The 25,913-nt window shown below is 64.1% G+C and carries 20 protein-coding genes; 12 read left to right on the forward strand and 8 right to left on the reverse strand.

Going from position 1 to position 25,913, the window contains the following annotated elements; translation table 11 throughout:
- Position 1: 1 nt before the first annotated feature.
- The 5 genes from AC3WLT_RS23380 to AC3WLT_RS23400 all read left to right on the forward strand — a co-directional run bounded on the left by AC3WLT_RS23380 (position 2) and on the right by AC3WLT_RS23400 (position 4,920).
- Positions 2-778: an ABC transporter substrate-binding protein gene (locus AC3WLT_RS23380; protein WP_492594057.1), complete on the forward strand. Its 777-nt coding sequence runs from the start codon at positions 2-4 to the stop codon at positions 776-778.
- Between the two features lie 203 nt (positions 779-981).
- Positions 982-1,671 (forward strand): ABC transporter permease, encoded by a 690-nt coding sequence (locus AC3WLT_RS23385; RefSeq protein ID WP_492594058.1) that lies wholly within the window; start codon positions 982-984, stop codon positions 1,669-1,671.
- On the forward strand, positions 1,668-2,381 hold the full coding sequence (locus AC3WLT_RS23390; protein WP_492594059.1) for an ABC transporter permease: 714 nt from the start codon (positions 1,668-1,670) through the stop codon (positions 2,379-2,381). The genes AC3WLT_RS23385 and AC3WLT_RS23390 overlap by 4 nt, the downstream gene beginning before the upstream one ends.
- Positions 2,382-2,422: 41 nt before the next feature.
- The gene (locus tag AC3WLT_RS23395) at positions 2,423-3,202 is read left to right on the forward strand and encodes an ABC transporter ATP-binding protein (RefSeq protein WP_492594060.1); all 780 of its coding nucleotides are present in this window, start codon (positions 2,423-2,425) and stop codon (positions 3,200-3,202) included.
- 593 nt (positions 3,203-3,795) lie between these two features.
- Entirely contained in the window at positions 3,796-4,920 is a 1,125-nt protein-coding gene (locus AC3WLT_RS23400) for a porin (RefSeq protein ID WP_492594061.1), read from the forward strand.
- 288 nt (positions 4,921-5,208) lie between these two features.
- Here the strand turns inward: AC3WLT_RS23400 and glnK are convergent, their stop codons facing one another.
- Positions 5,209-5,547, reverse strand: a complete 339-nt coding sequence (glnK, locus tag AC3WLT_RS23405) for a P-II family nitrogen regulator (RefSeq protein WP_006048444.1) — start codon at positions 5,545-5,547, stop codon at positions 5,209-5,211.
- Between the two features lie 148 nt (positions 5,548-5,695).
- Positions 5,696-7,384 (reverse strand): NAD+ synthase, encoded by a 1,689-nt coding sequence (locus AC3WLT_RS23410; RefSeq protein ID WP_492594062.1) that lies wholly within the window; start codon positions 7,382-7,384, stop codon positions 5,696-5,698.
- Positions 7,385-7,516: 132 nt separating this feature from the next.
- Here AC3WLT_RS23410 and AC3WLT_RS23415 point away from each other — a divergent pair, with 132 nt between their 5' ends.
- Complete coding sequence (locus AC3WLT_RS23415; RefSeq protein ID WP_492594063.1) at positions 7,517-8,686, forward strand: GNAT family N-acetyltransferase; 1,170 nt, start codon at positions 7,517-7,519, stop codon at positions 8,684-8,686.
- Positions 8,687-8,695: 9 nt separating this feature from the next.
- The gene (locus AC3WLT_RS23420) at positions 8,696-9,013 is read left to right on the forward strand and encodes a GIY-YIG nuclease family protein (protein WP_492594064.1); all 318 of its coding nucleotides are present in this window, start codon (positions 8,696-8,698) and stop codon (positions 9,011-9,013) included.
- 67 nt (positions 9,014-9,080) lie between these two features.
- On the opposite strand, the gene AC3WLT_RS23425 is transcribed toward AC3WLT_RS23420, so the two are convergent.
- Positions 9,081-11,174 (reverse strand): FUSC family protein, encoded by a 2,094-nt coding sequence (locus tag AC3WLT_RS23425; RefSeq protein ID WP_492594065.1) that lies wholly within the window; start codon positions 11,172-11,174, stop codon positions 9,081-9,083.
- Between the two features lie 319 nt (positions 11,175-11,493).
- A complete protein-coding gene (ppa, locus tag AC3WLT_RS23430; RefSeq protein ID WP_492594066.1) occupies positions 11,494-12,021 on the reverse strand; it encodes an inorganic diphosphatase in 528 nt (175 codons plus the stop codon).
- Between the two features lie 287 nt (positions 12,022-12,308).
- Here ppa and AC3WLT_RS23435 point away from each other — a divergent pair, with 287 nt between their 5' ends.
- From AC3WLT_RS23435 to AC3WLT_RS23445, 3 genes are all read left to right on the forward strand, one after another.
- Entirely contained in the window at positions 12,309-13,748 is a 1,440-nt protein-coding gene (locus tag AC3WLT_RS23435; RefSeq protein WP_492594067.1) for an aldehyde dehydrogenase family protein, read from the forward strand.
- A gap of 91 nt (positions 13,749-13,839) precedes the next feature.
- Complete coding sequence (locus AC3WLT_RS23440) at positions 13,840-14,598, forward strand: SDR family oxidoreductase (protein ID WP_492594068.1); 759 nt, start codon at positions 13,840-13,842, stop codon at positions 14,596-14,598.
- Positions 14,599-14,742: 144 nt separating this feature from the next.
- Positions 14,743-16,062 (forward strand): MFS transporter, encoded by a 1,320-nt coding sequence (locus tag AC3WLT_RS23445; protein ID WP_492594069.1) that lies wholly within the window; start codon positions 14,743-14,745, stop codon positions 16,060-16,062.
- 53 nt (positions 16,063-16,115) lie between these two features.
- On the opposite strand, the gene AC3WLT_RS23450 is transcribed toward AC3WLT_RS23445, so the two are convergent.
- From AC3WLT_RS23450 to hemC, 3 genes are read right to left on the reverse strand one after another with little or no spacing between them, the layout of a single operon-like run.
- Positions 16,116-17,306, reverse strand: coding sequence for a heme biosynthesis protein HemY (locus tag AC3WLT_RS23450; RefSeq protein WP_492594070.1), 1,191 nt, complete (start codon positions 17,304-17,306; stop codon positions 16,116-16,118).
- Between the two features lie 2 nt (positions 17,307-17,308).
- A complete protein-coding gene (gene hemDX, locus AC3WLT_RS23455) occupies positions 17,309-19,330 on the reverse strand; it encodes a fused uroporphyrinogen-III synthase HemD/membrane protein HemX (protein ID WP_492594071.1) in 2,022 nt (673 codons plus the stop codon).
- Entirely contained in the window at positions 19,330-20,319 is a 990-nt protein-coding gene (hemC, locus tag AC3WLT_RS23460) for a hydroxymethylbilane synthase (protein WP_492594072.1), read from the reverse strand. The genes hemDX and hemC overlap by 1 nt, the downstream gene beginning before the upstream one ends.
- 380 nt (positions 20,320-20,699) lie before the next feature.
- Between hemC and ppc the strand changes: the two genes are divergently transcribed.
- On the forward strand, positions 20,700-23,927 hold the full coding sequence (gene ppc / locus AC3WLT_RS23465) for a phosphoenolpyruvate carboxylase (protein WP_492594073.1): 3,228 nt from the start codon (positions 20,700-20,702) through the stop codon (positions 23,925-23,927).
- Between the two features lie 150 nt (positions 23,928-24,077).
- Here the strand turns inward: ppc and AC3WLT_RS23470 are convergent, their stop codons facing one another.
- Positions 24,078-24,830 carry a class I SAM-dependent methyltransferase gene (locus AC3WLT_RS23470; RefSeq protein ID WP_492594074.1) on the reverse strand — a complete coding sequence of 251 codons (753 nt, stop codon included), beginning with the start codon at positions 24,828-24,830 and terminating at the stop codon, positions 24,078-24,080.
- Positions 24,831-24,998: 168 nt separating this feature from the next.
- On the opposite strand from AC3WLT_RS23470, the gene AC3WLT_RS23475 reads away from it, so the two are divergent.
- Positions 24,999-25,811 carry a helix-turn-helix transcriptional regulator gene (locus AC3WLT_RS23475; RefSeq protein ID WP_492594075.1) on the forward strand — a complete coding sequence of 271 codons (813 nt, stop codon included), beginning with the start codon at positions 24,999-25,001 and terminating at the stop codon, positions 25,809-25,811.
- Positions 25,812-25,913: the final 102 nt, after the last annotated feature.

A 25,913-nucleotide genomic window follows, 5' to 3' on the forward strand; every position in this document is an offset into this window, starting at 1 on the left:
CATGAAGAAGTTCGCACTGTGCGTGGCGCTCGGCGTCATGACCACGGGCGCCATGGCGAAAGAATGGAAAACCGTGCGCATCGGGGTGGACGCCAGCTACCCGCCGTTCGAATCGAAGGCGGCCAGCGGACAAGTCGTCGGCTTCGACGTCGATCTGACCCGCGCGCTGTGCGCGAAGATGAACGTCAAGTGCGTGTGGGTCGAGCAGGACCTCGACGGCATCATCCCGGCGTTGAAGGCCAGGAAATACGACGCGATCGTGTCGTCGCTGACCATCACGGACAAGCGCCGCGAACAGATCGACTTCTCCGACAAGCTGTTCGACGCGCCGGCCCGCATGATCGCCAAGACCGGCTCGCCGCTCCTGCCGACGGCTGACTCGCTGAAGGGCAAACACGTCGGCGTCGAGCAGGGCTCGACTCAGGAAGCCTACGCAAAGGCCTACTGGGAGCCCAAAGGCGTGACCGTGGTGCCCTACCAGAATCAGGATCAGGTGTACGCCGACCTCGCATCGGGCCGTCTCGACGCCGCCCTGCAAGACGAAGTGCAAGCCGACGCCGGCTTTCTGAAGACGCCGCGCGGCAAAGGCTTCGCCTGGGCCGGCCCGGAAGTGAAGGACCCGAAGACGATCGGTGAAGGCACGGCAATCGGCCTGCGCAAGGACGACGCCGAACTGAAGGCGATGTTCAATCAGGCATTGGCGCAAGTTCACCAGGACGGAACGTTCAGGAAGCTCGCGAAGCAGTACTTCGACTTCGACATCTATCCGGGACGTTGAGCCAGTCACTGAGCAGTCGATCCGCCATACGCAACACGCAGTACCCATGAAACTCGGGGCTCGCCCGCATGGGCTTTCCCCTGGCTTCGCAATACAGTCGTAAAGACTCAAACGAGAGTCGAACTCAGGCTCGCGGCACAACGCGGCGCATAGCTGGCCGCGTCTTTCGCGGTGCGTCGCAAACGCATCGTCAAGGACCCCATATGTTCCTTCAAGGCTACGGCCCGCTGCTTCTCAACGGCACCTGGCAAACCGTCAAACTGGCGGTGTTGTCATTGGCGTTCGCTTTCGTGCTGGGCCTGCTCGGCGCGGCGGCGAAACTGTCGAAGAACCGCTTTTCCTATGGTGTCGGCACCGTCTACACGACGCTGATTCGCGGCGTGCCCGATCTGGTGCTGATGCTGCTGCTCTTCTACAGCATTCAGATCTGGCTGAACAACCTGACCGACATGCTCGGCTGGGACCAGATCGACATCAACCCGTTCGTGGCCGGCGTCGCGGTGCTCGGCTTCATCTACGGCGCGTACTTCACCGAGACCTTCCGCGGCGCGTTTCTCGCGGTGCCGCGCGGCCAGCTCGAAGCGGGCGCGGCCTATGGCATGACCGGCTGGCAGGTGTTCTCGCGGATCATGTTCCCGCAGATGATGCGCTTCGCGCTGCCGGGCATCGGCAATAACTGGCAGGTGATGGTGAAAGCCACGGCGCTGGTGTCGATCATCGGTCTCGCGGATGTCGTCAAGGCCTCGCAGGATGCCGGCAAAGGCACGCTGCGGTTCTTCTTCTTCACCCTGTTCGCAGGGGCGATCTATCTCGTCATCACCACAGTGTCCAACTTCGTACTGATGTACCTCGAAAAGCGTTACTCGACCGGCGTGCGAAAGGCGGATCTATGATCGAGATCATTCAGGAATACTGGCGCAATTATGTCTATACCGACGGCTACCGCTTCACCGGCCTCGCTATTACGCTGTGGCTGCTGGTGGTGTCGATCGGGCTCGGTTTCTGCCTGTCGATTCCGCTCGCGGTCGCGCGAGTCTCGAAGAAGAAGTGGCTTGCCAGTCTGGTGTGGCTGTACACGTATATATTCCGCGGCACGCCGCTCTACGTGCAGTTGCTGCTCTGCTACACCGGCTTGTATAGCCTCGAGATCATCCGCAATCACGAGCTGACCAATGCGTTCTTCCGCGACGGCATGCATTGCACGCTGCTCGCGTTCACGCTGAACACCTGCGCGTACACCACTGAAATTTTCGCGGGCGCGATCAAGGCGACACCTTACGGTGAAATCGAAGCGGCTCGTGCGTACGGCATGTCGTCGTTCACGCTGTATCGCCGTGTGATTCTGCCGTCGGCGCTGCGCCGCGCGCTGCCGTACTACAGCAACGAAGTGATTCTGATGCTGCACGCCACCACCGTCGCATTCACCGCGACCGTGCCGGACATCCTCAAGATCGCCCGCGACGTGAACTCGGCCACGTACCAGTCGTTCAATGCGTTCGGCCTCGCCGCCCTGCTCTATCTGTTGATTTCTTTCGCGCTCGTGTGGCTGTTCCGCCGCGCCGAGCGCCGCTGGCTCGCTTACCTGCGGCCGCAAGGCAAGTAACCCAGGGCACCGCGCCCCAAGCAAGCCCGCCAAGGATCCTGATGAACACCAAGAAGCAAAAGCTCTTCGTCGACGAGCTTCACAAACAGTACGGCGACAACGAAGTCCTCAAGGGCGTATCGCTGAGGGCCAACGCCGGTGACGTGATCAGCGTGATCGGCTCGTCCGGTTCAGGCAAGAGCACGATGCTTCGCTGCATCAACTTTCTCGAGCAGCCGAACTCGGGGCGCATCTTCGTCGACGGCGAAGAAGTCCGCACGCAGATCGGCAAGGCCGGCGCGCTGCGCGTGTCCGATCCGAAGCAGTTGCAGCGCGTGCGCACCAAATTGTCGATGGTGTTCCAGCACTTCAACCTGTGGGCGCATATGAACGTGCTCGAGAACATCGTCGAGGCGCCGATCAATGTGCTGGGTCTGAAGCGCAAGGAAGCCGAAGAGCGCGCGCGCCAGTATCTGGAGAAAGTGGGCCTGGCTCCGCGCCTGGAGAAACAGTACCCGTCGCATCTGTCGGGCGGCCAGCAGCAGCGCGTGGCGATTGCGCGAGCCTTGGCCATGCATCCGGACGTGATGCTGTTCGACGAGCCCACTTCCGCACTCGACCCCGAACTGGTCGGCGAAGTGCTCAAGGTGATGCAGACGCTCGCCGAAGAAGGCCGCACGATGATCGTCGTCACGCACGAGATGGCATTCGCGCGCAACGTGTCGAATCACGTGATGTTCCTGCATCAGGGCCGCGTCGAGGAAGAAGGCCATCCCGACGAAGTCTTCAGGAACACGAAGAGCGAACGGCTCAAACAGTTTCTTTCCGGCAGCCTCAAATAGAGAGGCGTTTGTACGGCCCAATATTTGGGCTGTAGTCGAAGTAGAATTACAAGGCGCTTACAAGCGCCTTTTTTGTTTCGCTCACCTGTGCATTCCGGCCTTTTGCACCGCGAAAATGGCTGCCGGCGCGCCCAGATACACGCCGCCCCGCCCTACTCCGCTGCATTTAAAGCGTCAATAGTGGCAATCCTTAACGTTGCTCGCTCCGAACCGTGATTCCCTTGTCGCATAAGGGTTTCGGGCCGTTTTTCGGACGTGGCGGCAATTCTTTGCGCACATTCGTATTGCAATTTGGAGACACCTGCCAGGACAGGTACTAATTTCTTCTCCCAGACAAGGGTATTTTTGATAAATTAGTAACCAAAGTAGCAAAACAAAGTTCATTAAAAGTAGTTTCACTTCAAAACACAGAGGAGAACCGGTCGGCGAGGGATCGGCATGACGCTCAGAATAGCCGCCAAGGCTACCCGTCACGGCAGGAGACCCGATCCACCCGCTAATCTCCCTGGTACCGATTTCTGTTCGGCGCTGCTCGCGTCCGAACACCATTCGCAGTACTGGGTTTTACTTTTTGACAGGGTATGGAGGAGAAGATGAAGAAAGCTTTGCTCGCCGCGGCGCTGATGACAGCCGGTGTAGTTGCGCACGCCCAAAGCAGCGTAACGCTGTACGGCCGCCTTGATGCTGGCCTGGAATACATCAGTGGCCTTCCGAACGCTAATTACACGGGTTCCACGTCGCGCGTCCGTGCGGAAAGCGGTGACTGGGGCACGAGCCTGTGGGGCATGAAGGGTGTCGAAGACATCGGTGGCGGCAACAAGGTTCTGTTCCAGTTGGAAGGCTCGTTCAACACCATGAACGGTCAAGGCCCTGGTGGCGGCGGTCTCTTCAATCGCTGGGCAACGGTCGGTATGTCGAACGACGCGTACGGCACGCTGACGTTGGGCCGCATGCTCTTCATCTCGAACGGCGTGTGGGACTTCGACCCGTTCGGTCAGACGAGCTGGTCGTCGGCATCGCTGGTGCGTGGCCGCAACTGGCCGCAATCGAGCAACAACATTGCCTACCAGTCGCCGAAGTTCTACGGCTTTGACGTGTACGGTCAGTACGCACTGTCGAACGCAACGAGCTGGAACGGTAACGGCACGACGCCGCAAGGCCGCGAAGCCGGTCTGCAACTCACGTACAGCTCGTCGCTGTTCCAGGTGCGCGGCCTGTACGACGAAATCCGCAACAACAAGAACGGCCAGTTCACCGACCCGTTCAACTTCTCGCGTGAATACACGGGCGCTGTCAACGTGTTCCTCGGTCAGTTCAAGATCCAGGGCGCGTACCAGGCGATCCGCACGTCGGCAGCAGCAAGCGCAGCGGGCACGGCGCCGACCTCGCTCGATCACGAATGGGGTGGTGTGACGTGGCAAGCCACGCCGGCTGCCGCGCTGATCGCAGCGGTGTATCACGTGAATGCGAACAAGGGCGCGGGTAACGCAACGATCTACACGATCGGCGGCACGTACAACCTGTCCAAGCGCACGCTGCTGGACATCCAGGTGGCCACCGTGCGCAACAGCAAGACGGCTAACTTCGGTCTGGACGCGAACGGCGCAGGCAATGGCGGCAACATCACCGCTTCGGACGGCACGGTCTCGTACAACGAGAACCCGCTGCATGGCCACAGCCAGAGCGGCGTGTACGCAGGTATTCAACACTCGTTCTAAGCGAACGGTGCCCCCCGAGGAGACTTCCTTCGGGGCGCCCCGCAAGGGGACTTCCTTCGGGGCGTAGTCACAAGATCTTCGAGAGAATCTTTTTCACGCTGCTGCGAGAGGCGCGTATCGGTGCGATGTCCGAAAGGGTATCGCACCGTTTTTTATTTCTGCGCGCGGTTTTACCACCGTGTTTTGCGGCCTCCGCGCACCGTCGCGGTGCGTGCGATACGTGCGCTGCGCGCGTTGCAATTCCGGCAGCGCTTTAGACCGGCGTTTCAATGCTGCAGGACGCGCCGCTCAAACCGCCGCTTCGTTTTCCTCGCCCGTGCGGATACGGATCACGCGCTCGACGTCCGCGACGAAAATCTTGCCGTCGCCGATCTTGCCGGTGCGTGCCGCGCCGATAATCGCGTCGATCACCTGATCGCACTGATTGTCGGCGACCACCACTTCGATCTTCACCTTCGGCAGAAAGTCGACCACATACTCTGCACCACGATAGAGCTCGGTGTGGCCTTTTTGCCGGCCGAAGCCTTTGACTTCGGTAACGGTCAGCCCGGTAAGGCCGACTTCCGCGAGCGCCTCGCGCACTTCGTCGAGTTTGAACGGTTTGATGACTGCAGTGATGCGCTTCATGGCGAACCTCGTCTCGTGATTGGCAGAGTGAAAGGGAAACGGATGATTTTTATTCTACGCCGCGCCGGATGCGTTGCGGCAATCCGGCGCGCGCTTTTGGATACGCTTAGGGATGTCCATAAGCGTTGGTTCTAACGCGCGGCCCTGCTCACTCGACCGGTTCGGTATAGCGCGACGTGATCGGATAACGCCAGTCGCGGCCGAACGCGCGGTGCGTGACGCGAATGCCGATCGGCGCCTGGCGGCGCTTGTACTCGTTTATCTTGATGAGGCGCGTGACGCGTTTCACGTCTTCGACCGCATAGCCCGCTGCGATGATTTCGGCGAGCGAGCGATCCTCTTCCATGTACATGCGCATAATCGCGTCGAGTACTTCGTACGGCGGCAAGCTGTCCTGATCGGTCTGATTCTCGCGCAGCTCGGCCGACGGCGCGCGCGTCAGAATCCGCTCGGGGATCACGTTCTGCTTGCCGAACGTGGTGGTCTGGTTGCGGTAGTGGCACAGCTTGTAGACCAGCGTCTTGGCAATGTCCTTGATAACCGCGAAGCCGCCGGCCATGTCGCCGTACAGCGTGCAGTAGCCGACCGCCATTTCGCTCTTGTTGCCGGTGGTCAGCACGATCGAGCCGAACTTGTTCGACAGCGCCATCAGCAAGGTGCCGCGGATGCGGGCCTGGATGTTTTCTTCCGTGGCGTCTTCGGCGCGGCCGGCGAACTCCTCGGCAAGCGAACTGCGGAACGCGTCGAACATCGGCGCGATCGCGATCTCGTCGTAACGCACGCCGACGCGGCGGGCCATGTCGGCAGCGTCGGTCGTGGAGATGTCCGCGGTGTAGCGCGACGGCATCATCACCGCGCGCACCCGGTCGGCGCCGAGCGCGTCGCACGCCACGGCCAGCACCAGCGCCGAATCCACGCCGCCCGACAGGCCGATCAGCGCGCCCGGGAAGCCGTTCTTGTCGATGTAGTCGCGCACGCCCATCACGAGCGCCGCGTACACCTGCGCTTCGAGCGAGAGTTCCGGCGCAATGGCGGACGGAACCGGCCGCGCGCCGTCGAACTCGACGATCGCGTGGCCTTCGTCGAACTGCGCCATCTTCGCGACCAGTTCGCCTTCGCTGTCGAGCACGAACGAGCCGCCGTCGAACACCAGTTCGTCCTGCGCGCCGACCATGTTCACGTAGACCATGGGCAAGCCGGTTTCGCGGATTCGCGCGCGCAGAATGTCGACCCGCACCGCTTCCTTGTTCAGGTGATACGGCGAGCCGTTCGGGACCAGCAGCACTTGCGCGCCCGCCGACTTCGCCATTTGCGCAGCCGACGCATGCCACACGTCTTCGCAGATCACCACGCCGTACTTCACGCCGTCCAGTTCGAACACGAACGGCTTCGGGTCGGATGCGAAGTAGCGCTTCTCGTCGAACACCTCGGTATTCGGCAGATCCTGCTTGCGATACGTGCCGGCCACTTCCCCGTCGACGATCAGCGACGCCGCGTTGAACGTGTCCACCGGCGGCACGCCGCGCTCGATCGGCGCGTTTGCATTACCATGGCCGTGCGCCGCGTCACGCAGCGGGTGGCCGACGATCACATGCAGGCCGGCGAACGGCTTGAGTTGCGCGGCGAGATCGGCCAGCGCCGCCGCGCTCGCCGTGTAGAACGCGGGACGCAGCAACAGGTCTTCGGGCGGATAGCCGGAGAGCGCGAGTTCCGGTGCGATCAGCAGCTTCGCACCATCGTTGTGCGCGGCGCGCGCGGCAGCGACAATCTTCGCGACATTGCCGGCGAAATCGCCGACGGTGACATTGATTTGAGCAAGAGCGATTCGGGTCTTCATGGCAGGATCGACAGGCAAGCCACGCGGCTTGCGAGTACCGCGGCTGGATAGCTCGACGGAACGGACAAATCGGATAAACGAACGACGCACCGCTCAACGCTGCGCGTCGCTCATTGGAAACAGTCACACAGATTGAACCAGGAACGCTTTGATTATCGCACGGGCATTCTGGCGTTGCCCTCCGAGGTGGACGCCGCTGAGTGGAATGCCCTGCTTGCGCAGCAGCCGCAGCCCACACCGTTTCTGCGGCACGAGTTTTTGAGCGCGCTCTGCGCGACCCGATGCGCGGTCGCCGACACCGGCTGGGCGCCGCAATTCGTCACGCTGACCGATCCGCGTTCAGGCAGGCTCGCGGCGGCCGCGCCCGTCTATCTGAAGGGGCATTCGTACGGCGAGTACGTGTTCGATTGGGCCTGGGCCGATGCGTACAAGCGCAACGGCTTGCCGTATTACCCGAAGCTGCTGTGCGCGGTGCCGTTCACACCGGTGCAGGGCAACCGGCTGCTGGCGGCGGATACGCACGCGTTGCGGCATCTGGCCGCGACGCTGATGGCGTTCGCCGAGCAGACCGACGTGTCGTCGCTGCACGTGCTGTTTCCGACCGAAACGGAAGCGAACGCGCTGACCGATCTCGGCATGATGCAGCGCGAAGGCGTGCAATTTCACTGGCTGAACGACGGCTATCGCGACTTCGACGATTTCCTGTCGACGCTCGAACAGAAGAAGCGCAAGAACATCCGCGCCGAGCGCCGCAAGGTGCGCGAGGCCGGCGTGACGATGCGCCGGATCCGCGGCGAAGACATTCAGGACGCGGACTGGCGTTTCTTCAGCAAGTGCTATCGGCAAACCTACCGCGAGCACTTTTCGAGTCCGTATCTGAACCTCGATTTTTTCCGCATGATCGGCGCGTCGATGCCGGAGAACCTGCTGCTGGTGATGGCCGAATACGAAGGCAAGCCGATCGCCAGCTCGCTCGTGGTCTATCAGCGCGACGCGAACACCGGCGGCACGCTGTACGGCCGCTACTGGGGCGCGCTCGAGCACGTGCCCTGCCTGCACTTCGAGACCGCGTACTACCAGCCGCTCGAATTCTGCATCGAAGAGAAACTCGGCGCGTTCGAAGGCGGTGCGCAGGGCGAGCACAAGATGGCGCGCGGTTTTCTGCCTACCGTGACGCGCTCGGCGCATTGGCTCGCGCATCCGGCCTTCGCCGATGCGGTCGGCCACTTTCTCGACAACGAGAAGAACAGCATCCACACATATGTGGACGAGCTGCGCGAACACAATCCGTTCAGGAGCTGAAGCACACTCATGCCGTGGTTTCTGTATCTGCTCGAATGCTCGGACGGCAGCGTCTATACCGGCATTGCCACCGACGTGCAGGCGCGCTTCGACAAACACGTGAGCGGTGCGGGCGCACGTTATACGCGTTCGCGCAAGCCGGTGCAGGTGCTGGCGTCGTTTGAGCTGACGGACCGCTCGAGCGCGTCGCGCGCCGAATATTGGGTCAAGCGTCTGTCGCCGACAAAAAAGCGGGCGCTGGCCGCGGGGTTGCGGACCCTGGATTCGGTGCTGCCCTTGCCCGCGCCCGAAGAAGCGGCGGCGGAAGACGAAGTCGGCGCTTCCTAGCGAAGCAGCGCGCACTGCGACCACGACCTCTGCTCTGCGTGGCTTTATGCATGCGCATTCGCTCCGCCTAACCTCTCGCCTCGCGCATCCGCTCGGTGAGCAGCCGATGCATGAGGGCGATCTCTCCTACCGCATCGGCCTCCAGCGACGACAACCTGTCCCGCGCGGGAAGGTCGCGCCGTATCGGCCTTAGTGTTCGATTCAGCGCGGCCTCGATGTCGGCGCTCGCCGCCTCGATCCACGCGCCGAGTTCATCGTGCATGCCGCGCCGGTTCGCACTCAGGCGCAGTTGTGCCGCGGTGCCCGCCATCTTTCGCAGCAGGCTCAGCACCGTCAAGGTGACGGTGTCGGCCATCGAGTCTTCCAGTTTTTCGAGGCGAATCCGGCCGATGGCCTCCTCGGCGTTATTGCTGCTCAATCCGGCGGCTCTGCGCAACCGTTCCATGTCCTTGTCGCTGCGGCCGGGGTACGCCAGTGCGGCCCTGAGATACTCGAGATTGGCCAGCACCGCTGTGGCGAGAAAGGTCCGGTGATTCACCTTTTCCCGGGTTGGCCAGAGATAGAACGTCGCGAGCAGCGCCAATACGCAGCCGAGCACGTTATTGCCGAGCCGCGTGAGCGCGAAAGAAAATTCGTTGGCGCCTGGCGTCGCAAAGTCGGCCACCAGCACGAAGGTGGGCGTCAGGAATAGAACAAAGAGGCTGTAGCTGACGGGACGCAGCGCCATCGTCGCCACCACCAGCGGAAAGACGGCGAATGAAATACCGAGCGGCGAATGAATCGCATAGCCAATGCCAGCCGCCAGTACGCCGCCGACGATGCTTCCCGCCGCCCGCTCGATACTCCTCGGCCACGTCGCGGCAATGGACGGCTGCAGTATCAGCAGCGTCGCCATCGTCGCCCAGTAGCCGAAGGGCAGGCCCAGCGCCCGTATGACCAGAAATCCCGCCGTCGTCGTGACGCCCACGCGAGCAGCGTGGCGCAGACCGACAGACTGACTCGACAGGTTCGCCTTGAGCGTCGACCATGTCTGAGCCGCGACTCTGGCGGCGCTGTCCAACCATCCTTCGGTCTGCGCATAGGCCGGCGCGAAATCGACCAGTTCGAAGCCGGATTTCAGCTTCACGGGTTCCGTCAGCGCGGATTCGAGCCGCAGGGCGAGGCGTTGCAAGCGCGGTTGCAGGCTGGCCACGCGCCCCCATTGCCCATCGTTGGCGGCGAGACCGATGCTTCGCAGCACGTCGCCGATCCCGGCCAGCAGCCGAGCCGCCCGGCTCGAGCGCCGCAGGTCGTTCGGGGCCTTTTCGCAGGCGCCGGAGACCGCAATCAGATAGGCAAACAGCGATTCACTTTCGGTCAGCAAGGCAAGGAAATTGTCATAGGTTTCCCGGCCGCCGGTCCTCGATATCGGCACCTGCGCGAGTGCCCGGCGCGAGCGCTCCAGCGCGGCTCGCGCATCGGCGCGGAATTTCGCGGCATGCGTGGCCCATTGCCCGGGCGCCGCGCGCTGCTTGAGCAGGCGAGCGTTGTCGAAGGCAATGTCCGCCAGACGCAGATACACGGCACGCAGCGAAGACCGGCTCGCGCCAAACGGATGAATGCGCCAGACGGTCAGACTCAGAACGACGGCAAACAGGCATCCGGCGAGGTAGACGCCCAGAAACGCCATGCCCTCCCGAAGGTCGCGCATCGGCCGGTCGACCATGACCACGCAGGCGGTCGCGGCCAGAATCGTCACTTGCGACGTGGCCGCGCCCCATATTCTTCCGAAGGCGCCGAGCGTCGTGAAGACCAGAATGGCGAGCGCCGCGAGCGAAGTCCCGACACCGGAGGCGAACGCGGTCACGCCGCCGCCCAGCGTCGACAGAAGCGCAAAGCCCATCATCGAAGCGAAACGGGCCCGGTTGGAGCCGGCTGCGTCGGCGAGACACGTCCAGAACGCGCCGATCGCCGCCCATGCAAAGGTCGGATCGTGCAGCAGGTTGCCCACCGCCAGCATGGCCGTGGACGCGCAGGCGGCTCTCAGCCCTTCCGACAGACTCGCCTCGCTCGTCGAAAACGACACCATCCATACCGGCCGTTTGCGGTAGATAGCATTGACGATTGCGTATAGCCGGTTCGACCAGCGTGGCGACGATGGATTGGACTTGCGATTCAGCATCCGGACGGTGTGCTCCCAAAAACGCGCATTGGCGCTGCGTCAGCGCATTCATACGCCGACGACAGGAAACCTGCGACAGGCGGCGAATGATAAGGGTTTACACCTAGCCATAAAAATGCCTTCGGTTCATTCAGCCGATGCATTTTGTCTATGTGGCGGACAGGCCAGACGCCCGGGCCAAGCGGGAATTCAAGCGGGAATTCAACCGGCATTCGGCCATGCACATCGAACGCTATATGAGGCTCATGAAAAACCGACCCATAAAAAACCGCGCGGCCCTTGCAGGCTCGCGCGGTTTTTTCCAACCGGTTAACGCAGCTTACTTCGTGTAGTTCGCCACGCCTTCGCTGATTTCCTTGTGCGCGGCTTCGATGCCCGCCCAGCCCTCGACCTTCACCCACTTGCCCTTTTCGAGCGCCTTGTATTGCTCGAAGAAGTGCTTGATCTGGTCTTTCAGATACGCCGGCACATCGTCGATCGACTTCAGGTCGGCCGTCATCGGACAGATCTTGTCGTGCGGGACGGCGATCAGCTTCGCGTCCACGCCCGATTCGTCAGTCATTTGCAGCATGCCGAGCGCGCGTGCGCGCACCACGGAGCCTGCCAGCAGCGGGAACGGCGTAATCACCAGCACGTCGACGGGATCGCCGTCGCCCGACAGCGTTTGCGGAATGAAGCCGTAGTTGGCCGGATAGCGCATGCCGGTGCTGATGAAACGGTCGACGACGAGCAGGCCCAAATCCTTGTCGGCTTCGTACTTCACCGGATCGCTCTGCGCCGGGATTTCGATGATGACGTTGAAATCTTGCGGAAGGTCTTTGCCTGCGGGGACGTGATTGAAGCTCATGAGCGCTCTCTGATCAGGATGGAATTCGGAACACGGGGTGCGGCGTGAGCCGCGTGTACGTTCAACAGACGTGAACCTGTCGAACAACGCGCAGCGGCCGGACAGTGCGGGGTACGCCATTATAGCCAATCGGCCGATGGCACCCTTTGCCGGATCGGCGCGATAATCGTCAGGCGTCTCTCGATTGTGCCTCTCGTTTGTGAACATCAGGTATGTGAACCTCGGATTTGTGCCTCGGATTTGTGCCTCGGGTTTGTGCCTCGGGTTCGCGCCTCACAGGAGCATGCATGGAAGAAGCCAAACACTTCATCGGCGGCGAATGGGTTGCCGCATCAGGCGGCGAGACGATCGCCGTGCTCGATCCCTCGGACGGCCAGCCGTTCACCCAGCTTGCGCGCGGCACCGCGGCGGATATCGACGCCGCCGTCCACGCCGCCCGCCGCGCCTTCGAGGGCGCGTGGTGTGAAGCGAGCGCTGCCGAACGCGGCCGCGTGCTTTACCGGCTGTCGATGCTGGTCGCCGCCCGCCAGGAAGAACTGGCGCAACTCGAAGCCCGCGACACCGGCAAGCCGCTCAAACAGGCGCGTGCCGATTCCGCCGCCCTCGCCCGCTACTTCGAGTTCTATGCCGGCGCCGCCGACAAACTGCACGGCGAAACGCTGCCTTACCAAGCCGGCTACACGGTGCTGACGATCCGCGAGCCGCACGGCGTGACCGGCCATATCGTGCCGTGGAATTACCCGATGCAGATTTTCGGCCGCAGCGTCGGCGCAGCGCTCGCCGCCGGCAATGCGTGCGTCGTCAAACCGGCCGAAGATGCGTGCCTGTCGGTCTTGCGCGTCGCCGAACTGGCCGCCGAGGCGGGTTTGCCGCCGGGCGCGCTGAATATCGTCACCGGCTACGGCCATGAAGCCGGCGCGGCGCTCGCGCGCCATCCCGGTATCGATCACATCTCGTTCACCGGATCGCCGGAAACCGGCAAACTCGTCACGCAGATGGCCGCCGAGAATCACGTGCCGGTCACGCTGGAACTGGGCGGCAAGTCGCCGCAAATCGTGTTCGCGGACGCCGATCTCGATGCGGCGCTCCCCGTGCTGATCTCGGCAATCGTGCAAAACGCCGGGCAAACCTGCTCGGCGGGCAGCCGCGTGCTGATCGACCGGGCTATCTACGAGCCATTACTCGACCGGCTGAGCAGCGCCTTCCACGCGTTACGAGTCGGTCCGTCGCATGCCGATCTCGACTGCGGACCGCTGATCAACGCGAAACAGCAGCAACGCGTATGGGATTTTCTCTCCGACGCGCAACACGACGGCATCCCGATGGCGGCACACGGCGAAGTGATTCCGCAAGCGCCGGAAAGCGGTTTCTATCAGGCGCCCACGCTGCTGCGCGACGTGCCCGCCACGCACCGCCTGGCGCGCGACGAAGTATTCGGCCCGGTGCTCGCCGCCATGTCCTTCGCCGACGAGGATGAAGCGCTCGCGCTCGCCAACGGTACGCAGTACGGCCTCGTCGCTGGCATCTGGACGCGCGACGGCGCGCGGCAAATGCGCCTTGCGCGGCGCCTGCGCTCGGGCCAGGTGTTCATCAACAACTACGGCGCGGGCGGCGGCGTCGAATTGCCGTTTGGCGGCGTCAAGCATTCGGGCCACGGCCGCGAGAAGGGTTTTGAAGCGCTGTACGGCTTCACGGTGCTGAAGACCATCGCGATCCGGCACGGTTAGGTTGCGCTTAGGTTGCGCTTAGGTCACGCTTAGGTCGCCGTCAGACACTTCGCGTCACGCATCACCATTCACAACAAACAACGGAGACATCATGCGATTGACAGGTAAAACAGCCATCGTCACGGGTGGCGGCTCAGGTTTCGGCGAAGGCATCGCGAAGACCTACGCGCGCGAAGGCGCGAACGTGGTCGTCAACGATCTGAACGGCGCGGCGGCCGAGCGCGTGGCGAGCGAAATCGCGCTGGCCGGCGGCAGAGCGATCGCGGTGGCGGGCAACGTCGCGCAGCGCGCAGACTGGCAGCAACTGCGCGAGGCCGCGCTCGAAGACTTCGGCAGCGTGCAGATCGTCGTCAACAATGCCGGCACCACGCATCGCAACAAGCCGGTGCTGGATGTCACCGAAGCCGAGTTCGACCGCGTCTACGCGGTCAACGTCAAAAGCATCTACTGGAGCGTGCAGGAATTCGTGCCGTATTTTCGCGAGCAGGGCGGCGGCGCCTTCATCAATATCGCGTCGACGGCGGGCGTGCGGCCACGGCCGGGCCTCGTCTGGTACAACGGCAGCAAGGGCGCGGTGATCATTGCGAGCAAGTCGCTCGCCGTCGAACTGGGTCCCGACCGCATTCGCGTGAACTGCGTGAATCCGGTGATCGGCGAGACGGCGCTGCTCTCGGAATTCATGGGCGTCGAAGATACGCCTGAGAATCGCAAACGCTTCCTCGCCGGCATTCCGCTCGGGCGCTTTTCCACGCCGCAGGACGTTGCCAACGCTGCCCTCTATCTGGCCTCGGACGAGGCGGAGTTCATCACCGGCGTGTGCCTCGAAGTCGACGGCGGGCGCTGCGTTTAACCGGCATGGCGGCCGCGCATGAGAGCCGCCGCCTGCTTCGAAATCAGTGTTTTCCCCCGGTATCGGATCACCGTGCAGACAACCCGTCGCAGATAGAATCGATTGACGGCGGTACTTCATTTACACAAGAAAAGAGGAGACACCATGGCTAGTCCCGCAAATCCGCTCCACCACCCCGGCGCGGGAGCGCCGCCTTCCACGTTCGAGGAGGCGACCTACCGCAAGGTCACCTGGCGGCTCGCGCCGTTCCTGATGCTCTGCTACGTGGTCGCGTATCTCGACCGCGTCAACGTCGGCTTCGCGAAGCTGCAAATGAGCGCCGATCTGAATCTCAGCGACGCGGTGTATGGCTTCGGCGCGGGGATTTTCTTCCTCGGTTATTTCATCTTCGAGATTCCCAGCAACGTGATCCTGCACAAGGTCGGCGCGCGCGTGTGGATCGCGCGGATCATGGTGTCGTGGGGCGTGATCTCGATGCTGACCATGTTCATCACCACGCCGACGATGTTCTACGTGATGCGCTTCCTGCTCGGCCTGGCAGAAGCGGGGTTCTTCCCCGGCATCATCCTGTATCTCACCTACTGGTATCCGGCGCACCGGCGCGGCCGCATGACCACCTTGTTCATGACGGCGATCGCGTTGTCCGGCGTGATCGGCGGGCCGGTATCCGGCTATATCCTGAAGAGCTTCAACGGCGCGCACGGCTGGCACGGCTGGCAGTGGCTGTTTCTGCTCGAAGGGCTGCCGTCGGTGATCGTCGGCATCATGGTGTTCCTGCTGCTGGACGACCGCATCTCGAAGGCAAAGTGGCTGAGCGATGAGGAAAAGCAATTGCTCGAACGCCACGTCGCGGCCGAAGAAGCCACCAAGCACGACATGCCGATCCGCCAGGTGCTGACGAGCGCTCGCGTGCTGATGCTGAGCCTCACGTACTTCTCGTTCGTGATGGGCCTCTATGGCGTGAGCTTCTGGCTGCCGACCATCATCAAGACGACCGGCGTCACCGATGCCTTCATGATCGGCCTGTTGTCCGCGATTCCATTCGCGGCGGCAGTGGTCGCCATGGTATTCGTATCGCGCAGCGCGGACCGTACGCGCGAGCGCCGCTGGCATATCGCGTTGCCGGCGTTTGCCGGCGCGATCGGGCTGATCCTGTCGGTGGTGTGGACACACAACACGGTGCTCGCCATGGCCTCGCTCACGCTCGCGACGATGGGCATCCTGACCACCCTGCCGCTGTTCTGGAGCCTGCCGACGGCGATCCTCGCGGGCACCGGCGCCGCGGCCGGCATCGCGATGATCAACTCGATCGGCAACCTCGCGGGTTTCCTGAGTCCGTATGCGGTCGGCTGGCTCAAACAGGTGACCGCCGCGAACGATTCCGGCATGTATATGCTGGCGGCGTTCCTGATTCTCGGCGGGTTGCTGGCGATCAGCGTGCCGGCGAAGATGGTCGACAAGTAAGCCGGTTGATGACGTAGAGCAGGTAGCGCCGTTCCGAGCGTGCGGCGCAACCCTCAGACCACATTCATCGCCAGCGCACTCTCGCGATAATGCTGGCTCGCCTTGTCCGCATCGCCGAGCTGCTCATGCAAACGCGCCAGCGCGCGATGCGAGCGGATCTTCAAGGTCTCGTTGTCGGCCAGTTTCAGCGCGTGCTCGAGGAACGACTGCGCCTTGCCCCACAACTGCTGATGCAGACACAGGCGGCCCAGCGCGAACAGCAGATCCGCATCTTCCGGACGCTCCTTCTGCCACCCTTCGGCCTTCTGGATCAGCGGCAAGGCGTCGCCGGCGGCGGTGTCCGGATAACGGCGCAGCAAACGCGCGTCCCAGTTCTGCGCCAGCGCTTCTTCGACGATCTTGCGCGCTTCCTGCGGACGATTCAGCGACACCAGCAGTTCGGCAGCGAGATCGGCGAGACGCGGCGAATGACGTTCGGTGGCCGACAGCGAACGCCACAACTCCAGCAACGCATCAGCATTGTGACGGCGGTCGCGCAGCAGGTTTTCCGCCGCAAGCTGACGCAAACGCACCGCCACCGCCGGATGAATCGCCTCGCGCTTTTCCAGCGTCTTGACGAGCTTGAGCACTTCGCCCCAGTTCTTCAATTGCTGCTGCGCGCGCAACATGATCTGCTGCGCGTGAATCCGCCGTGCGCCCTGCGACTGCATTTCGGTCAGCGCGGTGAGCGCGCCGTCCGCGTCGCGGCCGTCGGCGCGCATGTCGGCGGTGGCCATCAGGCGCGCGTCCTGCCAGTCGGCTCCGTCGATCTGCGCGAGCCATTCGTCGCGCCGCGCGTATTCATGCATGCGGTGCGCCGCGGTGGCCGCGATCAAACCGGCTGCGCCCTTGTTGTCGCCATTCGTGAGCGCATCCTTCGCGGCTTTTTCAGCACGCGAAAAACGGCCGGCGTACAGATTGCCGATCGCGTCACGCAACGCGGCGTGAGCCTTCGCGACCCGCGAGCGCGCGCGATACGCGACCACACGCTGCGGCATGCGCCAGATATTGCGCCCGATGCGCAGGAGCGCATACAGCAGGATGAACAGCACCACCAGGCCGACCACGAACAGATTCAGCGAGATGTCGACGCGGTACGGCGGATAGACCAGCAGCACCTGCCCCGTGTCGAAGCGCCCGACCACCGCCAGCACCACGGCGACGGCGAACAGCAACGCAAGCCATAGAAGTCCCCGGATTGCCATGATTAACCTCGGCTCCGGTATTGGTTGACGGCTTGCAGACTCGTATTCAGATTCGGCACCTCGACTGCCGCCGAGCCCGCGTCCACCTGCTTGACCAGATCGATCACGGTCTGCGTCTTCCTGGACGTGTTGTCGAAGTAGCGCTTGAGCGCGGCGTCCGCCGCGTGCAGGTCGGACTTCAGCGTGGTCTGGTTGCGCGAGAGCAGCGCAAGCCGTGCCGACAGCAAGCGCATCTTCAGATTCTCGCGCACGAAGTAGCCTTGATCCGGTGCGACGAGCATTGCGTCGGCGTTGTCGATGCGGCGCACTTGCACGAGGCTGGTCAGCTGCTGGCCGATGCCGCTCGTGACTTCACGCCACCACACTTTCCAGCGCGGCTCGCCGGTGGCCGCGGCCACCTTCGCCGTGTCGGCCCAGGCGGCAGCCTTTGGCGTGGCATGGGCGATCGGTGCTTCGCCGGCAAGCGGCAAGCTGTCGACCTGATCGATCGCGTTGTCGAGCTTGATGGCCAGACCCGTGAGATCGGTGGAAGGCGCTGCCTTCAGCTTGTCGATGTCTTGCGCGATAGCCTTGCGCACGGCGACCACCTGCGCGCCGTCCGAAGCGGCGAGGCGCGTGTCCGCGCTTTGCAGCGCGAACAGCGCGAGTTGCGTGTTGCCGGTGAGCTGCAACTGCTGGCTCGCCGCCGAGAGCATCTGGCCGACTTCGGCGAGCGTCCAGTCGTCGCGATTGCGCGCGAGATCGGCGTATTGCTGCTGCAACGCCTGCTGCGCGCTTTGCGCGTCGGCAAGCTTGCCTTCGAGCTGCGCGACCTGCGAGTCCGACTGATGAACCGTGGCGAGCGCCTGATCGGTCTTGACGCGCAGTTCGCTGGTCTGCGCGTCGTTGGCTTGCTGGCGTTGCGCGAGCTGCTGCTCGGCGCGCTCCACCTTGCGATTGAGCGCATAGCCGCCCACGCCCGCCGCACAGGCGATGATCACGACGACAAACCACAACAGCGGTCCGCTCGCGCTGCGGCGCTTTTTTTGCGCTTCGTAGGGCGTGAAGGGTTGATTCGGCGGCAACGCAGTGGTCGCGGCCGGCTGGGGTGAAGCGTTCGTAGATGCGTTCGTTTCAGTCATGCGTGATTTAGCCGGTGAATGAGCCGGGTTGGTCGGTACCGGTTGAACAACGGGAGGCACGGCGGCAAGCAAGGCGCGGGCAAGGCGCTCAGCGCCCGCGCCGGACACCGTAATGCTATCAAAACCCAATGCCCGCGCGGTCTGCGCGATGCGGGGATGCGGCGTGACGAGCGTGGCGCGTTTCAGCTGCGCGATCTCGTCGGCGGTGAGATGGTCTTGCGCGAGTTCGTGCAGATTGCGCACGCCTTCGGAACTGGTGAGGAGCCACGCATGCGGTGCGCCTGCCAGCAGCGCGTGCACGCGCGCCCACGCGGCGATCGACGGTTCCGGCACGAGACGGCGATACGCCGCCACCGTCTCGACTTCGGCGCCCGCTTCGCGCAGACGGTCGGCCAGCCACTCGCGGCCGCCGTCGCCGCGCACGATCAGTATGCGTTTGCCTTCGAGCGTCGCCGCGCCGAGCGCGGTGTCGATGGCGGCAAAGAGGCTTTCGGAATCGAAGCGCGCCGTATCGTCGTCGGCCACGGCAGGCGGGCTGACGACGTGGTACGCCGGCGCCGCGACGCCGTGGCGCGCGAGCGCCTGCACGCTGCCGGGGCCGACTACGCCGATCGGCAGCGCATGCGGCCAGATCGCGTTGCTGCGGGCAAACGCGTGGTCGATCGCGTTCGGCGACACGAACACCACCAGCGCGTAGCGTTCGAGCGAGGCCAGCGCGGAGCGCAACGGCACGTCGTCTGCCACAGGCGCGATGTCGATCAGCGGGAACTCCAGCGTGACGATGCCGGCCGCCGCGAGCAGCGCAACCAGTTCGCTCGACTGACCGGCCGGTCGCGTAATCACGACCGTGAACGCCGCCTGGCCGACGGAGGAAGATGCGTTGCCTGGGATAGCGGCCGCCATCACTCGCCGGTCACCGCGCCGGCGGGACCGCTCGCCGCGCTGAGCGCGCGGACGATTTCCATGGCGCCCTGCTGTTCGAGCGCGTTCGCCACCTCCTGGCCGAGCGCGACCGCGCGTTCGATGCTCGGCGCGGGCGCCGACGCCTGCGCGCTCAACACGCGCCGGCCATCGGGCGTCGCGACGATGCCGCGCAGATGCAACGCGCCGTCATGCCAGCTTGCATAGGCCGCGAGCGGCACTTCGCAACTGCCGCCGAGCGCGCGCGACACCATCCGCTCCGCTTCGACGGCGGCGGCCGTGGCTTCGTGATGCAGCGGTGCGAGCCACGCCGCGAGGTCGGCGCGGTCGGCGCGAATCTCAATGCCGAGCGCGCCCTGGCCGGCTGCGGGCAGGCTGTCTTCGGGATCGAGCAACGCGCGGATGCGTTCGGCCAGACCCAACCGCTTCAGACCGGCAGCCGCCAGAATGATCGCCGCGTAGTCGCCGCGATCGAGTTTCGACAGCCGCGTATCCAGATTGCCGCGCAACGGCCGCACTTCCAGATGCGGGTAACGCATGCGCAGCATCGCTTCGCGGCGCAGGCTGGAGGTGCCGACCACGGCGCCGGCCGGCAGCGCAGCAAGCGAATCGTACTCATTGGACACCAGCGCATCGCGCGGGTCTTCGCGCTCCATGATGGTGGACAGCGCGAAGCCGGCGGGCAGTTCCATCGGCACGTCTTTGAGCGAATGCACGGCCAGATCGGCGCGGCCGTCGGCCAGCGCGCTCTCCAGTTCCTTGACGAAGAGGCCCTTGCCGCCGACCTTCGACAAGGTGCGATCGAGAATTTGATCGCCGCGTGTGGTCATCCCGAGGATTTTTACGTCGCAAGATGGATATAATTTGTGCAGCGCACATCGCACATGCTCCGCCTGCCACATGGCCAGGCGGCTTTCTCGCGACGCAATCACAAGCGTGTGAGGTGGCGCGGATAACGTCTCGGTGTTCATTAGCTTGCTGATCGAATGACGGGATGTAATAACAATCAATGTTAGCACGCGCCCTTGTGTCTTCAGGCACGCCGGAGCGCCGTGCTGGCGCGGTATCGATGGAGGAGACGGGCTCCGCGCGGCGCGCACCTGCCACATCCTTCGCCTGTTCACGCACGGTCGTTCGCGCATCGTGCGGCGGCATGCGCGATGATGCAGTGCGGCGTCTCGTGCATAGCGTGCACACAGTGTGCGTTTTTTCGTGCGTATTGTGCAAAAACGCTCGGCCCAATCCCCAGCGCATGTCCATCGACGCGTATCGTTTTCCTGCAGTCCAAGCAGTAGCCACGTAGTAGCAGTCCATCGTTCAATAGACCCTGGCTTCCCTGAGGAAACCCATCGTGACGTCTTCCGGATCGGCGCGCCCTGCTCGCCGCAACACTGCATTGCCCAACGCTTCCGCGGCCGACGCCGCCGTTGCATCCGCCGCTTCCGCCGCTTCTGCTTCCGAGGCCGCACCGGCCAAACGCGCCGCCAAAGTGACCAAAGCGGCTCAAGCAGCGAATGCCGCCAAAACCCCCAAGGCCGCCAAAGCTTCCACACCCGTCAAGGCCAGCGCGGCAACGCAAGCCGCGACTGCCGCCAAGGCAGCCAAACCGGCCAAGGCCGGATCCACGAAGATCAAGATCAACGCCGCCGCAGGCGAAACCGTAGCGGCTCAAGACGCGAAAGCGGCGAACGCGGCGAAAGCGCCCAAAGCGCCCAAGCTGCAAGCCGCGTCGAAGGATACGATCGTGCCAGCGCCGAAAAGCGGCGGCCGCACGCGTGAAGACAAGGACCACCCGCTGTTCCAGGACATCCGTTATCTCGGACGGCTGCTCGGCGACGTCCTGCGCGAGCAGGAAGGCGACGCGGTGTTCGACGTCGTGGAAACGATCCGTCAGACCGCCGTGCGCTTTCGCCGCGAAGACGACAGCGCCGCCGCGCAGACGCTCGACAAGAAGCTGCGTTCGCTGAGCCCGGAGCAAACGGTCAGCGTGGTGCGTGCCTTCAGCTATTTCTCGCACCTCGCGAATATCGCCGAAGACCGTCACCGCAACCGCCGTCACCGCATTCACGCGCTGGCCGGTTCGACCTCGCAGCCCGGCACCGTCGCGCATGCGCTCGAACGGCTGGTCGAAGCGGGCGCCGCCGCGACGCCGGTCTTGCAGCAGTTCTTCAACGAAGCGCTGATCGTGCCGGTGCTGACCGCGCACCCAACTGAAGTGCAGCGCAAGAGCATTCTCGACGCCCAGCACCACATCGCACACCTGCTCGCCGAACGCGATCAGCCGCTGACCGAGCGCGAGCGCGCGCACAACGAAGCGATGCTGCGCGCCCGCGTCACGTCGCTCTGGCAAACCCGGATGCTGCGCGATTCGCGGCTGACGGTCGACGATGAAATCGAAAACGCGCTGTCGTACTACCGCGCCACCTTCCTCGAGGAAATCCCGGCGCTCTACGCCGACATCGAAGACGCACTCACCGAGCACGGGCTCGCCGCGCGCCTGCCGCCCTTCTTCCAGATGGGCAGCTGGATCGGCGGCGACCGCGACGGCAATCCGAACGTCACGGCGGAAACCCTCGAGCACGCGATCGCCCGCCAGGCCGCGGTGATCTTCGAACACTACATGGAGAAGGTGCACAAGCTCGGCGCGGAGTTGTCGGTATCGAACCTGCTGGCCGGCGCGAGCGACGCACTGAAAGAACTCGCGGCCGCCTCGCCCGACCAGTCGCCGCATCGCGTCGACGAGCCGTATCGCCGCGCGCTGATCGGCGTGTACACGCGGCTCGCGGCGAGCGCGCGCGTGCGCCTCGGCGAAGGCAGCGTGCCGGTGCGCAGCGCGGGCCGCGGCGCGGCGCCGGTGCGCGCCAAACCGTACGGCGACGCTGCCGAATTCGTGCGCGACCTGCATGTGCTGATCGATTCGCTCGCCGAGCATCACGGCGCGTCGCTGGCCGCACCGCGCCTGTCGCCGCTCGCTCGCGCCGCCGAAGTATTCGGTTTTCACCTCGCCAGCATCGATCTGCGCCAAAGCTCCGACATCCATGAAGCAGTGATCGCGGAGCTGCTGAAACGCGCGGGCGTCGAAGCGGACTATGCCGCGCTCTCAGAAGCGGACAAGTTGCACGTGCTGCTCCTGGAACTCGCGCAGCCGCGTCTGCTGCGCTCGCCGTACGTCGAGTATTCCGACCTCGTGAAGAACGAACTCGGCGTGCTCGAGGAGGCCCGCGTCACGCGCGAGAAATTCGGCGCACGCGCGGTACGCAACTACATCATTTCGCACACGGAGACGGTCAGCGATCTCGTCGAAGTGATGCTGCTGCAGAAAGAAACGGGCCTGCTGCATGGTCGTCTCGGCGACGCCAACGATCCGGCCAGGGCCGCGCTCATGGTGATTCCGCTGTTCGAGACGATCCCCGACTTGCGCAACGCATCGCACATCATGCGCGATCTGATCGCGCTGCCGGGCGTCGGCGCGCTGATCGAACATCAGGGCAACGAGCAGGAAGTGATGCTCGGCTACTCGGACAGCAACAAGGACGGCGGTTTCCTCACGTCGAACTGGGAGCTGTACCGCGCCGAGCTCGCGCTGGTGTCGCTGTTCAACGAGCGCGGCGTGACGCTGCGCCTGTTCCATGGACGCGGAGGCACGGTCGGCCGCGGCGGCGGCCCGACCTATCAGGCGATTCTGTCGCAGCCGCCGGGCACCGTCGACGGTCAGATCCGCCTGACCGAGCAAGGCGAGGTGATCGCCAGCAAGTTCGGCAATCCGGAAATCGGCCGGCGCAACCTCGAAACCGTGGTCGCCGCGACGCTCGAAGCATCGCTGCTGCCGCACGGCAATGCGCCCGCGCAACTGCCCGTCTTCGAAGAGACGATGCAGCAATTGTCCGATGCGGCGATGGCGTCGTATCGCGCGCTGGTCTACGAGACGCCTGGCTTCAAGGAGTACTTCTTCGAATCGACGCCGATCTCGGAGATCGCCGAGCTGAACATCGGCAGCCGTCCGGCTTCGCGCAAATTGCAGGACCCGAAGCAACGCAAGATCGAAGATCTGCGCGCGATTCCGTGGGGCTTCTCATGGGGCCAATGCCGTTTGCTGCTGACCGGCTGGTACGGTTTCGGCAGCGCGGTGGCCGCGCATCTGGACGGCGCGCCGAGCGACGCGGAACGTGCACGCCGTCTCGCGCTGCTCAAGAAGATGTACAAGACGTGGCCGTTCTTCTCGACTCTGCTGTCGAACATGGACATGGTGCTGGCGAAGACCGACCTCGCGGTGGCCTCGCGCTACGCGCAGCTGGTCTCCGACAAGAAGCTGCGCAAGCACGTGTTCGAGCGGATCGTCGCGGAATGGGAGCGCACCTCGAAAGTGTTGTCGGAGATCAGCGGCAAGAGCGAGCGGCTCGCGGAAAATCCGCTGCTCGCGCGCTCGATCAAGAACCGCTTCCCGTATCTCGACCCGCTCAATCACCTGCAGGTGGAACTGCTCAAGCGTCACCGCGCGGGCGATACGAACGCGCGCGTGCGTCGCGGGATTCATCTGAGCATCAACGGGATCGCGGCGGGCCTGCGGAATACGGGCTGACGCTTCTTTGCGACGCGGCGGGTGGGCGGCTTGCTGCGCCCCGCTATGTTCGAACGGTCCGCTGCACGCGGCGGAATGTCGGTTGCGGCATTCCGTCGTTTTCTTTTTTGTGGCTTGTCGCGCGGCTTATTGCCCTGCTTACTGCGCTGCTTATTGCGCTTCGACCATCAACGCGTCGAGCTTGAACGAGCCGTCTTCCTGCACGTCGAAATACTGGCGCACTTCATCGGGCGAGCTGTTCCACAGCGAGCGGATCGCCACCACACGCGGCTCAGGCGTGCGCATGCGCGCCACCCACGATTCGAACTCGATCGCAATCCGCCAACGCTCGCGAATCGTCGCCGTAAAACCGGCTGCTTCGAAGAGCGCGATCCATTCGTCGGCACGATAGTCGCGAATGTGCGAGCCGTCGCGCAGCAATTCCACCGCCTGAATATGCGTGTCGAGCAGCGGATGATCGATGCCGGCGATGTCGATGAACAACACCTTGCCGCCCGGCTTCAGGACGCGACGCACCTCGGCCAGGGCGCGCGGCACGTCGTGCCAGTGATGCGCGCTCATCCGGCTGATGACCCAGTCGAAAGAATGAGCGTCGAACGGCAACGTTTCGGCGGCGCCCTGTTGCGTGCGGATATTGGCGAGGCCGCGCTCGCGCGCCGCGCCTTCGACCGTTGCCAGCATCTGCGGCGCGATGTCGTAGGCGATTACCGCTTCGGCATGCGGCGCCACCGCGAAGCTCGCGTGGCCCGCGCCGCAGCCCATGTCGAGCACCGTCGCGCCCGGGGTCGCCGCGATCGAATCGGCCAGCGTCTGCAGATCGGCGCCGGTGGCATGCGTCTGACTCGTCAAATACGCGGCGGCGGTCGAGCCGAAGGCGTCGGCGACCTGATCGTGATGTTTCATGGGAGGCTCCGGTTACTTGTGTGGGATCGGGTTGGAACGCTGTGCGCCGTTCCAGCCGTTACAATAGAGCCCGCCGTGTACCAGTACAAGTTAAGCAATTATTCTGGTATCGATAACACCCGCCAAGTGGCGCTTGATCTGAACGACCACGCCGAACGACTACCCAGAATGACCACGCCGTCCTCAGCCGACCACCCGCCGCCACTCGACGCAACGCCCGCCCGCGCGCTCGGCGACTTCATCCGCGCGCACCGCGAGCGGCTCTCGCCGCAAGCGGTCGGCCTGCCGCCGGGCCCGCGCCGCCGTACGCCGGGTTTGCGGCGCGAGGAAGTCGCGCAGTTATGCGGTGTCAGCCCGACCTGGTACACATGGATCGAACAGGGACGGCCGGTATCCGCATCGGCCGATGCGCTGGCGCGGATCGCCGTGGCGCTGCAACTGTCGCGCGCCGAGCGCGCGTATCTGTTCGAACTGGCCGCCCAGCGCGATCCGGCCGAGCCCGACCCGGCCGCCGCCGATGCACCCGCCACGCTGCTGCAAACCGTGCAACTGGTGAACGCACCGGCTTATGTGCTCGATCGCCAATGGAATGCGCTGGCCTGGAACGAACGCGCCTCCGACCTCTTCGTCGGCTGGCTGGACGGCGCGCACGACCGCAATCTGCTGCGCTACACGTTCACCGAGCCGGCCGCGCGCGAATTGATCCTCGACTGGGAAACGCGCGCGCGGCGCCTCGCCGCCGAATTTCGCGCCGACTCGATCCGCCATCTGAACGATGCGCCCACGCGCGCGCTGATCGACTCGCTGAGCGCCGCCAGCGACGCGTTCGCGCGCTTCTGGGCGTCGCAAGACGTGGGCGGCCGCGAAGGCGGACGGCGCGAATTCAACCATCCGCGCGACGGCCGCATCGTCTACGACCAGATCACCTTCAAGCCCGCGCATCGCGAAGATCTGAAGCTGGTGGTGCTGGTGCGCGAATAGGCGCCGCAGCGACAGCGCCTTTACCGCCGCCCGTGACCGAACAACCCGCTTAGGCCGGCGGTGCCTTGGGATGCTTTTTGCCCGAATAACCGCCGCAGGCCG

The sequence above is a fragment of the Paraburkholderia sp. FW306-2-2C-D06C genome (assembly GCF_058781505.1).

Coding starts and splice junctions, on each gene's coding strand:
- AC3WLT_RS23440 (WP_492594068.1), top strand. CDS start 13,840: ATGCGATTGACAGGTAAAACAGCCATCGTCACGGGTGGCGGCTCAGGT.
- glnK (WP_006048444.1), bottom strand. CDS start 5,547: ATGAAGCGCATCACTGCAGTCATCAAACCGTTCAAACTCGACGAAGTG.
- ppa (WP_492594066.1), bottom strand. CDS start 12,021: ATGAGCTTCAATCACGTCCCCGCAGGCAAAGACCTTCCGCAAGATTTC.
- AC3WLT_RS23410 (WP_492594062.1), bottom strand. CDS start 7,384: ATGAAGACCCGAATCGCTCTTGCTCAAATCAATGTCACCGTCGGCGAT.
- AC3WLT_RS23470 (WP_492594074.1), bottom strand. CDS start 24,830: ATGAAACATCACGATCAGGTCGCCGACGCCTTCGGCTCGACCGCCGCC.
- AC3WLT_RS23425 (WP_492594065.1), bottom strand. CDS start 11,174: ATGCTGAATCGCAAGTCCAATCCATCGTCGCCACGCTGGTCGAACCGG.
- AC3WLT_RS23380 (WP_492594057.1), top strand. CDS start 2: ATGAAGAAGTTCGCACTGTGCGTGGCGCTCGGCGTCATGACCACGGGC.
- AC3WLT_RS23400 (WP_492594061.1), top strand. CDS start 3,796: ATGAAGAAAGCTTTGCTCGCCGCGGCGCTGATGACAGCCGGTGTAGTT.
- AC3WLT_RS23445 (WP_492594069.1), top strand. CDS start 14,743: ATGGCTAGTCCCGCAAATCCGCTCCACCACCCCGGCGCGGGAGCGCCG.
- AC3WLT_RS23450 (WP_492594070.1), bottom strand. CDS start 17,306: ATGGCAATCCGGGGACTTCTATGGCTTGCGTTGCTGTTCGCCGTCGCC.
- AC3WLT_RS23395 (WP_492594060.1), top strand. CDS start 2,423: ATGAACACCAAGAAGCAAAAGCTCTTCGTCGACGAGCTTCACAAACAG.
- AC3WLT_RS23385 (WP_492594058.1), top strand. CDS start 982: ATGTTCCTTCAAGGCTACGGCCCGCTGCTTCTCAACGGCACCTGGCAA.
- hemC (WP_492594072.1), bottom strand. CDS start 20,319: ATGAACACCGAGACGTTATCCGCGCCACCTCACACGCTTGTGATTGCG.
- AC3WLT_RS23390 (WP_492594059.1), top strand. CDS start 1,668: ATGATCGAGATCATTCAGGAATACTGGCGCAATTATGTCTATACCGAC.
- AC3WLT_RS23420 (WP_492594064.1), top strand. CDS start 8,696: ATGCCGTGGTTTCTGTATCTGCTCGAATGCTCGGACGGCAGCGTCTAT.
- AC3WLT_RS23475 (WP_492594075.1), top strand. CDS start 24,999: ATGACCACGCCGTCCTCAGCCGACCACCCGCCGCCACTCGACGCAACG.
- AC3WLT_RS23435 (WP_492594067.1), top strand. CDS start 12,309: ATGGAAGAAGCCAAACACTTCATCGGCGGCGAATGGGTTGCCGCATCA.
- hemDX (WP_492594071.1), bottom strand. CDS start 19,330: ATGGCGGCCGCTATCCCAGGCAACGCATCTTCCTCCGTCGGCCAGGCG.